The sequence below is a fragment of the Nonomuraea composti genome, assembly GCF_012034275.1.
Taxonomy (GTDB): domain Bacteria; phylum Actinomycetota; class Actinomycetes; order Streptosporangiales; family Streptosporangiaceae; genus Nonomuraea; species Nonomuraea composti.
In genome coordinates this window covers 40,441-52,568 of sequence record NZ_JAATEP010000068.1, presented here as the reverse complement: position 1 = coordinate 52,568, position 12,128 = coordinate 40,441, and the positions used below count along the sequence as shown (strand labels likewise).

At 74.5% G+C, this 12,128-nt stretch carries 11 protein-coding genes; 4 read left to right on the top strand and 7 right to left on the bottom strand.

The window, feature by feature from the left end; all coding sequences use genetic code 11:
- The 4 genes from HCN51_RS50550 to HCN51_RS50535 all read right to left on the bottom strand — a co-directional run.
- Nucleotides 1-569: PadR family transcriptional regulator (locus HCN51_RS50550; RefSeq protein ID WP_240974088.1), on the bottom strand; the 569-nt coding region annotated here is incomplete at its 3' end.
- 69 nt (nt 570-638) lie between these two features.
- On the bottom strand, nt 639-1,808 hold the full coding sequence (locus tag HCN51_RS50545) for a cytochrome P450 (protein ID WP_168019882.1): 1,170 nt from the start codon (nt 1,806-1,808) through the stop codon (nt 639-641).
- On the bottom strand, nt 1,801-2,538 hold the full coding sequence (locus HCN51_RS50540; RefSeq protein WP_168019881.1) for a helix-turn-helix domain-containing protein: 738 nt from the start codon (nt 2,536-2,538) through the stop codon (nt 1,801-1,803). Before HCN51_RS50540 ends, HCN51_RS50545 begins: the two co-directional genes overlap by 8 nt.
- Before the next feature lie 17 nt (nt 2,539-2,555).
- Nucleotides 2,556-2,999, bottom strand: coding sequence for a MarR family winged helix-turn-helix transcriptional regulator (locus HCN51_RS50535; RefSeq protein ID WP_346434096.1), 444 nt, complete (start codon nt 2,997-2,999; stop codon nt 2,556-2,558).
- A gap of 98 nt (nt 3,000-3,097) precedes the next feature.
- Between HCN51_RS50535 and HCN51_RS50530 the strand changes: the two genes are divergently transcribed.
- On the top strand, nt 3,098-3,277 hold the full coding sequence (locus tag HCN51_RS50530; RefSeq protein WP_168019878.1) for a hypothetical protein: 180 nt from the start codon (nt 3,098-3,100) through the stop codon (nt 3,275-3,277).
- 6 nt (nt 3,278-3,283) lie between these two features.
- Here HCN51_RS50530 and HCN51_RS50525 read toward each other — a convergent pair whose 3' ends face one another.
- Both HCN51_RS50525 and HCN51_RS50520 read right to left on the bottom strand, forming a co-directional pair.
- The gene (locus HCN51_RS50525; protein WP_168019876.1) at nt 3,284-4,075 is read right to left on the bottom strand and encodes a class I SAM-dependent DNA methyltransferase; all 792 of its coding nucleotides are present in this window, start codon (nt 4,073-4,075) and stop codon (nt 3,284-3,286) included.
- Nucleotides 4,076-4,120: 45 nt separating this feature from the next.
- Nucleotides 4,121-5,449, bottom strand: a complete 1,329-nt coding sequence (locus tag HCN51_RS50520) for a CBM35 domain-containing protein (protein WP_168019874.1) — start codon at nt 5,447-5,449, stop codon at nt 4,121-4,123.
- A 212-nt stretch (nt 5,450-5,661) separates the two neighbouring features.
- Here HCN51_RS50520 and HCN51_RS50515 point away from each other — a divergent pair, with 212 nt between their 5' ends.
- The 3 genes from HCN51_RS50515 (at nt 5,662) to HCN51_RS50505 (ending at nt 8,018) form a co-directional block, all read left to right on the top strand.
- Nucleotides 5,662-6,072: a hypothetical protein gene (locus HCN51_RS50515; RefSeq protein WP_168019872.1), complete on the top strand. Its 411-nt coding sequence runs from the start codon at nt 5,662-5,664 to the stop codon at nt 6,070-6,072.
- Nucleotides 6,073-6,260: 188 nt separating this feature from the next.
- Nucleotides 6,261-6,707, top strand: a complete 447-nt coding sequence (locus HCN51_RS50510) for a DUF6010 family protein (protein ID WP_168019870.1) — start codon at nt 6,261-6,263, stop codon at nt 6,705-6,707.
- 111 nt (nt 6,708-6,818) lie between these two features.
- The gene (locus HCN51_RS50505; RefSeq protein WP_168019868.1) at nt 6,819-8,018 is read left to right on the top strand and encodes an MFS transporter; all 1,200 of its coding nucleotides are present in this window, start codon (nt 6,819-6,821) and stop codon (nt 8,016-8,018) included.
- Between the two features lie 20 nt (nt 8,019-8,038).
- Here the strand turns inward: HCN51_RS50505 and HCN51_RS61905 are convergent, their stop codons facing one another.
- Nucleotides 8,039-12,037, bottom strand: a complete 3,999-nt coding sequence (locus HCN51_RS61905; RefSeq protein WP_206068853.1) for an nSTAND1 domain-containing NTPase — start codon at nt 12,035-12,037, stop codon at nt 8,039-8,041.
- Nucleotides 12,038-12,128 lie beyond the last annotated feature (91 nt).

The window sequence follows — 12,128 nt, the reverse complement described above, 5'->3', positions numbered from 1 at the left end:
CTCCTGCCCGCGCGTTCCTCCAGCGTCCGCGCGGTCTCCTGGCACCAGTCGCGCATCTCCCGCTCCAGCCGGCAACCGGCCAGGCAGGACAGGTACGGCCCGATTCGCTCGCCCTCGCGCAGGAACTCCTCCTCGCCGAGGTCGCCGCGCAGGCGGCGCAGGGTCTGCTCGAACAGGGCCAGCTTGGCCGCGGCCTCCTGTGCCCGCTCCCGTAGCTGCGTGATCAGCGGGGCGGGGTCGACCAGGTCGGCGGCGTGCACCTTGACGGCGAGGTCGTCGCGCAGCAGCAGGGGCTTGGCCGGGGTGGCGGCGAAGGCGGCCAGCTCCTCCAGCCCTGCCTCGGTGACCTTGAAGACGCGCTTGTTGGGGCGGCCGCGCTGGACCACCTCGCGGCCCGCCACCAGGCCGTCGGCCTCCAGCTTGGCCAGCTCGGCGTAGAGCTGCTGCGGGGCGGCGTACCAGAAGTTGGAGACGCCGACGTCGAAGATCTTGGTGAGCTGGTAGCCGCTGTACTCGCCGTCGAGCAGTGCCGCCAGGACGGCGTGCCGGAGCGCCATCCGGCTAGTCATCTCCGTTAATAGTCATGTCGATGACTATAAGGCGGTCGCTCCCGCCCGGCAAGGGGTGCCCCGGGTTCGCTAGGAGCCGGCCAGCGTCAGATCGAGCACGTCGATGCCGACAGGGGTGCGCCCGATCGCGATCCGGCCCACCGACCACGGGCCGGGGAAGCGGCGCAGCAGCGCGTGAACCGCGATCGCGACCTCGTGCCGGACCAGGTGCACGCCGAGGCAGAAGTGCACGCCGTGGCCGAAGGACAGGTGCTCGCTGGGCGTCCGGTCCGGCCGGAACTCCTCGGGGTGGGCGAACACGCGCGGGTCGCGGTTGGCCGAGAGCATCATGGCGATCACCCGCCGGCCGGGCTCGACGGTGTGCCCGGCGATGCGTGCCGGGCCGGTGGTGAAGCGGTCGGTGCCACCGACCGGGGGCAGGAACCGCAGCACCTCCTCGATGGCATGCGGCACCAGCTCAGGCTCGGCACGGAGGCGGGCAAGCGCGTCGGGATGGGCCGCCAGGCAGAGCACGACGTTGACCAGCAGGGTCTTGGTGCTCTCGTGGCCGTTGATGAGCAGCTGCGTGCAGAAGTCGAGCAACTCCTCGTCGGAGAGCCGGCCGCCGTCCGGCTCGGCGGCCAGCAGAGTGCCGATCACGTCGTCTCGGGGCCGGGCGCGGTGCTCGGCGAACACCTCCCGCAGGTACGCGGCCAGCTCGGCGCGTGCGGCGCGGAACGCGGCCTGGCGCACCGGGTCCTCGGCGAACGAGCCGGCGAAGGACGTGATCGCCTCGCTCCAGCGCACGAAGTCCGGTTGCCGGTCGGCTTCGACGCCGAGCAGCGTGGCGATGGTGCGCACCGGCAACGGGTAGCCGAGCCGGCCGATCACGTCCAGCTCACCGTGCACGCCGGCCAGTTGCGTCCGCACGGTGTCGGCGATCGAGGGCAGGAGGGCCTGGATCGCGCGGGGCGTGAAGGCCCGGCTGACCAGCCGGCGCAGCAGGTGGTGCCGGGGCGGGTCGATTCCGGACAAGCTGCCGAGCACCGGGTTGTCCCGGTGCGGCACGGGTCGCGCGCTGTGGTGCCGCTCGTCGGAGGAGAACACCGCGTAGTCGGTGAGCACCTGCTTCACCTCGCTGTAGCCGTGCACCACCCAGGCGCCGACCGGCTCGGCGAACCGCACCCCGTCGCCGGCGAGACCGTCGCGTGCGGTCTGCCGGTACCAGCCGAAGATCTCCTCGACGACGTCATCACTCATGCCCTCGAGTGTGTTGACCCCGGCCCGGCGGGGCTTGGAGAAAACGGACGTCCGGCAGCAGCGCGGCCGGCGGCGCCCCCACCGCGTGCCGGAACTCGGCGAGCAGGTGGGACTGGTCGTAGCAGCCGCTGCGCACGGCGATGGCCGCCCAGTCCGGGCGCTCGCCCCTGGCCACCGCGGCGCGCGCGGCGGCGAGCGCGTGGTGCAGCCGGACCACGCGCACGTACGCCTTGGGCCGCAGCCCGACCGCCGCCCCGAACCGCCGCCGTAGCTGCCGCTCCGACAGCCTGGCCCGGGCGGCATGCCGGTGCACCGGCGTACCTGGGCTCGCGTGCATGGCCGCCACTACGGCCCGCACCCGCTCGTCGACCTGGCATCGCCCGGCCCGCGCCCGTACCAGGGCCAGCGCCCCGGCCAGCCGCTTGCCCACCGGCCCGTCCAGGGGCCCGGCCTCGAGGGGCGTCCCGGCCAGCGGCACCTCGTCGGCCGCGACCCCGAACAGCCCGGTCACCGTCCCCGGCCGCAGCCGCACCCCGATGAGCGCTCCGCCCTCGGGCAGCGTCCCCTGCCGGACACGCGTCTCCGGTCCGGCCAGCCGGCACTCCCCATCGGGCATGACCAGCAGATCGACGGCGGGTTGCGGCAGACCTCGCGGCACCGCGCCGCCGTCCAGCACCCAGCTCGCGGCCACCAGGTGGGCGAGGTCGGCGGGCACGGGCAACGCGGTCACCCGTGCAGTCCGGCTGTTCACAGAGCGCCGCGGGCGGCGGCGATCACCCGGGTCAGCGACTCGTGCAACCGCTGCAGCTCGTCGAGGCTCATGCCGAGCCGGGCCACGATGGCGGGCGGGATCTTCTCCGCCTGCGCGCGCAGCGCCCGCCCCTCCGGGGTGAGGGTCACGGCCAGGGCCCGCTCGTCCTTGCTGCTGCGCTCGCGCCGGACGTAGCCCAGCGCCTCCAGCCGCTTCAGCAGCGGCGACATGGTGCCGGGGTCGAGCTGCAGCAGCTCCCCCAGCTCCTTGACCGACAGCGGCTCGCGCTCCCAGAGCGCGAGCATCGCCAGGTACTGCGGATGCGTCAGGCCCATGGGCTGCAGCAGCGGACGGTAGAGGGCGATCACGCTGCGCGAGGCGACGCTGAGGGCGAAGCACACCTGCCGGTCCAGCGCCAGCAGATCTGTCGCCTCTGTCACAGGCTCCATCGGTGTGCACCCCTTTCGTCGTCTGGTAGCTTACTTGGTGTACAAACCATTGGCACACAAATCAAAGCGTTCGGCTGGAGGACATCCCCGTGTTTCACCGCAAGCCGCTGGAGGAGCGCATCGCCGAGCGCCAGGCCAAGCTGCCGCCGCTCAAGGAAGGCAAGCACTTCGAGCACGGCCCGGCCAAGTTCGTGTTCGTCTCGCTGCTCGTCGCCGTGGCGCTCATGCACTTCGTCGGCCTGGCCGTCGTCATGCACTTCTACTCCTGACCCGCCTCAGCGGCGGCGGCAGATCATCAGCTCCGTGGTGGGGCTCTCCCTCAGCACCCGCACCAGCCGCCGCTCCAGCGGGTAGAGCAGCGAGCCCGCCAGGCTCCCCGTCCATTCGCTCAGGGTGACCGCGCGCAGGAGGCCGCCCCAGAGCTTGCGCCAGACGGGGTTCGCGTCGACCTGCGCGTTCATGAGGACGAGCATCGGCACCCGGCGCATCACGTCGAACCCGGCCGCTTCGAGCGCCTCGGTGATCCACGGCAGCGTGTGGTTGACCTGGTGGTCGCCGCGCTGCTCGAGCCGCCGCAGGAAGTTCTCCGACAGGACGAGGATGCCGCCCGGCCGCAACGCCGCGGCCATCGAGCCGAGCGCGGCCCGGTAGCGGGCGTCGTCGGTGATATGGAAGAGCATGTCCATGGCCGACACCGCGTCGAACGCGCCCCGCTCCAGCACCTCCCCCGGCTCCGCGATGTCCATCTCGTGGAACTCCACGCCGGGGAAGCGCCCGCGCAGCCGCTCCACCGCCGCCGCCGTGAGATCGCAGCCGACGATCGACCGGACCCCCAGGCCCTGCCAGCGGCGCACGTAGAAGCCCGTGCCCGAGCCGATGTCGAGGACGCGCGCCTCGGGCAGGTCGAGCGGCAGGGTCGCCGCCTCGCGGTCGAAGACCTCCGCGCGCACGCGGTACATCCACGTGTTGAACGCCCGGCCCAGCGCCGCGTAGCCGACCCCGCTCTCCGTCCAGTCGGACCGCAGGCGCCGCTCCCAGAACCCCTTCAGCTCACCATGCGTCTTCATCCGGACAGGCTAGCGGCGCGGCGCCGCCGATCTCCATGACCGCCGTCAGGCGATCTCGACGTGATCCAGCTCCGCCCAGCGGTCATGGTGCCGGAACCGCAGCGTGTTCCAGCCGCGGGACAGCGGCAGCGACGCCGTCACCTGCCGCCACACGTCCCAGCCGTGCTGGGGGTAGTCGAGGGTGAACCTGGTCGAGCCGTTCACCGTCACCGCGTGCTGCGCGTCGCCGTAACCGGCGGCGTAGGTCACGTGCGCGGTGTAGCGGCCGGTCCGCGGCGCGTACACCCTCAGGTCCACCCAGCTGTCCTCGTGGTCGAGGCCGGCCACGACCGTGCCCTGCGAGGCGCCGGCGGCGCCGGAGCGGGCCCGGGCGTGGCTGATCCGCCCGGCCTCCGCCTCGTAGCGGACGCGCGCGGCCGTCCTGAAGCCTGGTTCGAGGGTACGGCTGCCGCGGAAGGTCTCGCCCGCGATGCGGTAGCCGTGCGCGGCCTCGCTCTCCGCCTGGCCGACGTCGAGGGTGTCGGTGGTGCGCCATCCGCCGTCGGTCTGCTGCTCGACGGCGTACCTGAACTCGCTGAAGTCCCACTCCGAGGAGGTGAACGAGGTCAGGACGGCCAGCGTGCCGCGGCCTGCCGTCACGGACGGCGGCAGGTCGACGTGCTGCTCCGCCCAGCCGCCGGTGCCGCCGGGCAGGGGCTCCCAGTGGCCGGCGGGGGCGCCGTTCACCGTGATGGCGGCCCGCTGACGCGAGACGCGGGCGTCCAGGCGGCGGACCAGCCGCACCGGGCCGGCCGCCGGGTCGATGCGCACGGTGAACCGGCTCCACCCGCCGGGGCCGAACGCGCGGCCGTCGTCGGTGAGCGTGTCCCGGCCCGGCCACGCGACCGCGCCCGCCGTCACGATCGCGCCCGCCGTCACGATCACGGCCGCCGCCAGGGCCCCGGCCAGCACCAGCACGCCCCGCCTCCGTCTCGTGGGTGCCGCCGGCGAGGCCGGCGGCGGAGCACCTCCGTCCGGTGGCGGCCGCATGCGGGCGAGGCGGACCCGCTCCCAGGCCCGCTCCCAGGCGGGCAGCCGCTGCTCGGGCACCTGGCAGGCCCGCAGGAACGCCACCATCACCGCCTTGCGCGGGAAGCGCCGGCCGGCGAGCATGTCGGCGCAGGTGGCGCGGGGCAGGCGGGTGCCGCCGGAGCGGTCGGCCCGCGCCTGCAGCTCCCGTAGCGACACATCGGCCCTTGCGAACTGCTCGGCCAGCAACGCCACCAGCTCCTCGTGGCTGTGCACGGCCTCCGGCCGGAGCCGCCCCTCCTCCTCCGGCGCGGGAGGATCGCTGCCCGGATCGGCGTTCATCGGCCCCTTCCTGACCCCGTCCACGCCGGAAAGTATACGAACCATTACGCAGCGCGTCCGGGGGTGGCCGCAAAGTGTCCGGGACCGGCTCGCGGGCGGCCGGTCCCGGACGAGTTCGCACGAGTCCGTCCGCCTCCCTGTCGGACCGCCCGCCGGGCCCGTTTAGCTGGCACAGCGCCGGCCGGGAGCCCCCCGGAGCACCGGCCACCCGTCCTGAAGAGAAAGCAGGGACCACCATGCGGAAGAACATCCACCCCGCCGCCCGCCCGACCCGTCTTCGCGGCGCGCTCCTGTCCTGCGGCGTCACGGCCCTCGCGGTGCTGGCCGCGCTGTCCGCCCCCGCCGCCGCCACGACCGGCCGGGTGCCGGCCATGGAAATGGAGCGCGCGAGAGCGGGATGCCCGTCCGGGCACGTGTGCATCTATCCGGACACGACCTCCAACGGCAATCCGGACACGTACTTCAGGTACGGCGCCCACAACCTGAGGAACGTCTTCGGCGACCGCCTCGTCGTCAACAACCAGACCGGCGGCGCGGGCTTCCGCCTCTGCGCGGCCTACGGCGGCCAGAACTGCGGTGCCCGCCTCGGCCCCGGCGGCTACGTCGTGAACCTGTCGCCGGTCAACTCCATCCTGCTGGAGCCGTAACCTCCGGCCCCCGCGGGCCGGTCAGGCCGGGCCTCTCCCTCAAGGCCCGGCCTGACCCGGCTGGCGAGAATCCGTTGGAAGTTGGCGTTCCACCCCGTGGGACGCCGGGGCGGGGCCGCTCTAGGCTGGCGGCGCCCCCGGCCGGGCGGCTCGTCCATTCCTTCCACGTTTTCGCAGAACGGACCGTCATGTCCATCATCATGCCGATCGTGATCGGCCTGATCGCCGTCACCATCGTCTCCCTGGTCCCCGAGCCGCACCGCCGCCCCCTCAACGCCGTCGTGGTCGGGGGCGCGGGGGCCGCCTACCTGAGCGGGTTCGGGCTCGGCTACTGGGAGTTCGTGCTCCCCGTCGTCATGTCGTACATCGCCTACCGGGGGCTCAAGAGCTGGACCTGGATCGGGATCGGCTGGCTCGTGCACACCGCCTGGGACGTCGTCCACCACCTCAAGGGCAGCCCCATCCTGCCCATCTCGCACGAGGCCTCCCTCGGCTGCGCCATCTGCGACCCGGTGATCGCGCTGTGGTGCTTCGCGGGCGGCCCGTCCATCCCCGGCTGGATCCGCGCCCGCTTCACCCGTACGCCGGCCGCCCCGCTCGCCGCCGGCCCCGAACAACCCACCAGCCGCGGGTAGCCCGCCTGCCTCGGCGGACAACCGGCGGTTGTCCGCGCGTGAACGTCCGTTGTTTGAGCGTGCCGCCCTTCCCCGTGTTGGATCGGCTCCGGTCCGATCGGAGGGAGCGGGATGGCGGGCGACGGCGGCGGTCTGGGGCGCGACTTCGGCAGGTTGTGGGGCGCCTACGCGACCAGCGCCGCGGGGACGTACCTGGCCCTCGACTCCCTCCCGCTGATCGCCGTGCTCGTGCTGGACGCGAGCGCCGCGCAGCTCTCCTGGATGGCGGCGGCGTCCGGGGCGGCCGGCGCGCTGCTGGCGGTGCCGCTCGGCCCGTGGATCGAGTTCCAGCGCAAGCGCCCGCTGATGGTGCGCGCCGACCTGGTGCGCTTCCTCGTCCTGCTGAGCGTGCCGGCCGCGTACGCGCTGGGGCTGCTCACCTACGCCCAGCTCCTCGCGGTGGCCGTCGTGGTCGCCGTCTCGGACATCGTCTTCGTCGGGGCCGGCGGCGCGCACCTCAGATCGCTCGTCCCCGACCGGCACCTGGTGCGGGCCAACAGCCGGTTCGAGACCGTCTCCTGGCTGGCCACCGCCGTCGGCCCGCCCGCCGGCGGCGCGCTCGTCGGCCTGCTCGGCCCGGTCGTCACGGTCGCCCTGAACGCCGCCAGCTACGCGCTGTCCGCGCTGGGCCTGCGCTCGATCACCGCACCCGAGCCCCCGCCGCCCGCCCGCGCCGCCGGCGGCTCCCGGCTGAGGGACGTCGCGGAGGGCTGGCGCGCGATCGCCGCCGACCGGGACCTGCGCCTGCTGTTCGCCAACGGCGTCCTGGTGAACGCCCTCATCATGGCCACCGCTCCCCTGCTGCTCCACCTGATGGTGCACGACCTCGGCTTCACACCCCTCGAGTACGGGCTCGCCCTCGGCGTGCCGTGCCTCGGCGGGATCGCGGGGGCCCGGCTGTCCCGGCCGCTGGTGCGGCGCTTCGGGGAGCGGCGGATCCTGCTCGGCTTCGGGGCCGCGCGGGTGCTGTGGCTCGTGGGGCTGACGTTCGTCGGCCCCGGTACGGGCGGGCTGCTCGTCGTCATGGCGGCCCAACTGGGCCTGATCACGTGTATCGCGGTCTTCAACCCGGTGCTGGTGACGTACCGGCTGCGCCGGGCGCCCCAGGACACGGTGGCCCGCGTCCTCACGGCCTGGACCATCACCAGCCGCGCCACGATCGCGACGGCCACAGCGTTGTGGGGCGTCCTGGCCGGGCTCGCCGGCGGTCGGACGGCGATCGCCGTCGCCGGCGTCCTCCTCATCGGCACCATCGCCCTCCTGCCTCGCTGAAGGGCCGGTGGTGTCCGGCCTCATGCGCACGGCGGGGCGTAGGCGACGTCCTTGCCCACGTCGCGTTGCCAGGTCTCTTGGGTGAAGAAGGTGCCGGTGAGGGTGCAGACGCGGTGGGCGGACTGTTCGGGGCGCAGGTCCCACAGCAGTACGTCGCCGTTGGAGGTCGCGCTGGCCAGGTGGCGGCCATACGGGCTGAAGAGGGTGCGGCCGATGACGGTGCCGGGGCTGGTGAGCGGGAGGCCGGTCGGGTGGGCCGAGGCGGGGTGGGTGGCGTCCCAGAGGCGGATGGTGTGGTCGGCGCCGGCGGTGGCCAGCCTCCGGCCGTCGGGCGAGAACGTGACGGAGGCGACGGCGGCGGTGTGCGCGGGCGGGGGCAAGGGGTAGGGCGTGGCGCGCCGGGGGTCGCGCACGTTCCAGAGGCGTACGGTGCGGTCGCGGCCGGCGCTGGCCAGGGTGGCGCCGTCCGGGCTGAACGCCACCGCGAGCACGTCGGTGCCGTGGCCGGCGAGGGGGCGGCCGAGGAGGGCGGGGCGGGCGGGGTCGCGTACGTCCCACAGGCGCACCTTCCGGTCCTGGCCGGCGGTGGCGAGGGTGGTGCCGTCGCGGGTGAACGCGAGGGTGTAGACGCCGCCGCCGTGTCCGGTGAGCGGCCTGCCGCGCGGGGACGGGTGGTCGGGGTCGGTCACGTTCCACAGGCGGACCGTGCCGTCCTCGGCGGCGCTGGCCAGCGTCCGGCCGTCGGGGCTGAACGCCACCGCCATGAGGTAGCTGGTGTGGCCGGTGAGTGGTTTGCCGCGGAGGGTCGGACGGTCCGGGTTCGTCACGTTCCACAGCCGGATCTCCCGGTCCTCGCCGGCGCTGGCGAGGGTGCGGCCGTCGGGGCTGAACGCCAGCCACGTCACCGCGTCGGCGTGGCCGGTGAGCGGCCTGCCGCGAGGCGCCGGGTGGCCGGGGTCGGTGACGTCCCACAGCCGGACGGTGCGGTCCTTGCCGCCGCTGGCCAGGGTGCGGCCATCGGGGGCGAACGCCACCGTCCACACCTCGCCGGTGTGGCCCGCGAGCCGGCCCGGCGGCAGCTGCCAGAGGCGGACGGAGTGGTCGTTGGCGGCGCTGGCCAGCGTGCGGCCGTCCGGGCTGAACGCCAGGCCCCAGACGGCGTCGGCGTGGCCGGTCAGGGGGCGGCCGCGCAGACGGGGGACGCCGGGGTCGATGACGTCCCAGACGCGGATGGAATGGTCGGCGCCGGCGCTGGCCAGCGTCCGGCCGTCGGGGCTGAACGCCACCGCGAGGACGGAGCCCGTGTGGCCGTCCAGCGGGTAGCCGCGGGGGGCGGGGTGGCCGGGGTCGCGCACGTTCCACAGCCGGACGGAGGCGTCCATGCCGCTGCTGGCCAGCGTCTCGCCGTCCGGGCTGAACGCCAGCGCGGTGACCGTGTCGGAGTGCTCGGTCAAGGGCCTGCCGCGCGGGGACGGGTGGGCGGCGTCGCGCACGTCCCACAGCCGGATGAGCGTGTCGCCGCCGCCGCTGGCCAGCGTGCGGCCATCGGGGCTGAAGGCCACGGCGATCACCTGGCCGTGGTGGGCGGTGAGCGGCTTGCCGCGCGGGCCGGGGGTTTCGACACTCCACAGACGTACGGTGCCGTCGGCGGCGCCGCTGGCCAGCGTGCGGCCGTCCGGGCTGAAGGCGAGGGCGAAGACGTAGCCCTTGTGGCCGGTCAGAGGGGTGCCGCGCGGGGACGGGTGGGCGGGGTCGGTGACGTTCCACAGCCGGATCGTGCCGTCGGCTCCGGTGGCGGCCAGCGTCCGGCCGTCCGGGCTGAACGCCACCTTGGCGTTGACGCCGGCGTGTGAGGGCAGCGGGCGTCCGCGCAGGGTGATGTGGCCGGGGTTCTCCACGTTCCAGAGGCGGATCGTGCCGTCGGAGCTGGTCACCAGGGTCCGGCCATCGGGGCTGAACGCGACCGCGTTGACCTCGGCCTGATGGCCGGTCAGGACGATCGGCAGCGGGACGTGCTGGGTGTTGAGCAGGCGCGTGTCGGTCTCGTCCGTGGGCTGGTCGGCGGGGCGTTCTCGGCGCGCGAGCAGGGTGAGCTGGGCCGACAGGACGGTGTCGGTGTCGGCGGTGCGGTCGGCCTCCGACAGCAGCCGCTGGTAGACGGCGGTGTCGCGCTGGTGCAGCGCCTCACGCCGCTGCACGGAGGCGAACACGGCGGTGGTGGAGGCGAGCAGGGCCAGCGCCGCCAGCGCGGCGGTCACGACGGTCCGCCGCCGCTGGGTACGCCGCCGCAACCGGACCGCGGCCTCCAGGAACGCCTGCGCGGCGGGGCTGAGCTCGTCGCGGGAACGACGCGGGTCGGTCTCGGCCCAGGCGCGGGCGGCGTCCAGGCGGCTGCCCCGGTACAGGAGGGCGGGGTCGCGGCCGGAGCGTACCCACGCGGCGGCCGTCTCCTCCAGGTCCTGGTGCAGCAGGCGGCCGGCGCGGTCGTCGCCGATCCAGCCGCGCAGCCGGGGCCAGCCGCGCAGCAGCGCCTCGTGCGTGATCAGCACCGTGCCGTCGTCCTGGGTGAGCAGGCGGTCGGCGGTGAAGGCGTCCAGCGCGACCGCGGCGGCGTCGGGGTCGGCGGCGGCCTCGATCAGCTCCGTGCGGGACAGGCGGCGCCGGGTGTCCTGCGTGCCGTCGCCGATCTTGACCAGGCGCAGGAACAACGGCCGCGCCGCCTGGCGCGCCGCCGGCGGCAGGGCGTCGTGGACGCGGTCGGCGGTGCGGGCCAGCGCGCGGTGGATGGTGCCGGCGTCGCGGTAGCCCTGCACGGTCATGGCGCTGCCCTGGCGCTGGACCCACGTGGCGCGCAGGGCGTGGGCGAGCAGCGGCAGGCGGCCGGGCTCGTAGCCGCCTCGCTCGTCCGGGTCCGTCCAGCGTGCCGTGCCGAGGTCCCGGTCCGGGACGGATGCGGGGTCGTGGCCGACGCCCAGGTCCCGTAGCAGCAGCTCGACCAGGCCGGGCTCGATCTCCAGGCCGGCCGCCCTGGCCGGGTAGGTGATCGCCTCCTCCACCTGGCGGGCGGTCATCGCGCCGAGCAGCAGGTGCCGGTCCTGGAGTACGGCGCGCAGGGCGGGGTGGGCCGCGCAGGCGGGGTAGAAGTCGGCCCGCAGTCCCGCCACCACGAGCGCCACCGGCGCGGCGCCCGGGCGTTCGGGGGCGGCGAGGTGGGTCAGAGTCTCGATGAACGCCTCGCGCCGCCGGCGGTCGGGGCAGAGGGTGAACAGCTCCTCGAACTGGTCGACCACCACGACGACCCGCCGGCCGGTCGCTGCAGCGGGGGCGGTGGCGGGAGCGGGGTCGGTGGCCGGAGCTGGGTCGGTGGCGGGAGCGGGGGCGGTGGCGGGACTGGAAGCGAGGTCGGGTGCGGGGCGGGAAGCGAGGTCGGGTGCGGGGCCGGAAGCCGGGTGGGGAGCGGGGTTCAGGAGGCGGCGAAGTAGTGCGGCGGCGCGGGGTGGGCTCGCGGCCAGTTCGGCGGCCACCTGGTCCTGGTCGTCGCCGGGACGGAGCTGGGCGGCCAGGGCGGCGAAGGGGTCGGCGGTCGGGGTGAGGACCAGGACGGGCCAGGTGCGGGAGCCCGACAGCGCCCCCTCGGCCAGGCGGGGCAGCAGCCCGGCGTGCAGGAGGGAGGACTTGCCCGCCCCCGAGGGAGCCACCACCAGTTGCAGTCCGCCGGCGGTCAGGCGGTGGTCGAGCTGGGTGAGCAGGTCGGCGATGACCTCGTCGCGGCCGAAGAACCAGCGGGCCTGATGGGCGCCGAACGCGGCCAGCCCTGGGTAGGGGCAGTCGTCGGCGACCTCGTCCGTCGTGACGCGGGCGCGCTGCCAGGGGCCGTTGTGGATGATGACGGTCTGGGAGCCGCCGCTCGTCAGGAACGCCCGGCCATGCCCGAAGACCTCCACGTGGACGTCATGACGGACCGGCTCCTCTCCCGGCGGCTGTTCCCCGTCCGACGGGGGTCGCGGGGGTGCGGTCATGGGGTGGCGTCCATCGCGGTCCTCCTCGCCCTCGGTCGAGCCGGTCGGATGTCACCGTACTCGCATCCGTGACGGAAGGTAGGCGGATGAC

Excerpts from the sequence above, each read along its gene's own strand:
- HCN51_RS61905 (WP_206068853.1), bottom strand. The coding sequence starts at position 12,037 with ATGACCGCACCCCCGCGACCCCCGTCGGACGGGGAACAGCCGCCGGGA.
- HCN51_RS50505 (WP_168019868.1), top strand. The coding sequence starts at position 6,819 with ATGGCGGGCGACGGCGGCGGTCTGGGGCGCGACTTCGGCAGGTTGTGG.
- HCN51_RS50545 (WP_168019882.1), bottom strand. The coding sequence starts at position 1,808 with ATGAGTGATGACGTCGTCGAGGAGATCTTCGGCTGGTACCGGCAGACC.
- HCN51_RS50515 (WP_168019872.1), top strand. The coding sequence starts at position 5,662 with ATGCGGAAGAACATCCACCCCGCCGCCCGCCCGACCCGTCTTCGCGGC.
- HCN51_RS50525 (WP_168019876.1), bottom strand. The coding sequence starts at position 4,075 with ATGAAGACGCATGGTGAGCTGAAGGGGTTCTGGGAGCGGCGCCTGCGG.
- HCN51_RS50510 (WP_168019870.1), top strand. The coding sequence starts at position 6,261 with ATGTCCATCATCATGCCGATCGTGATCGGCCTGATCGCCGTCACCATC.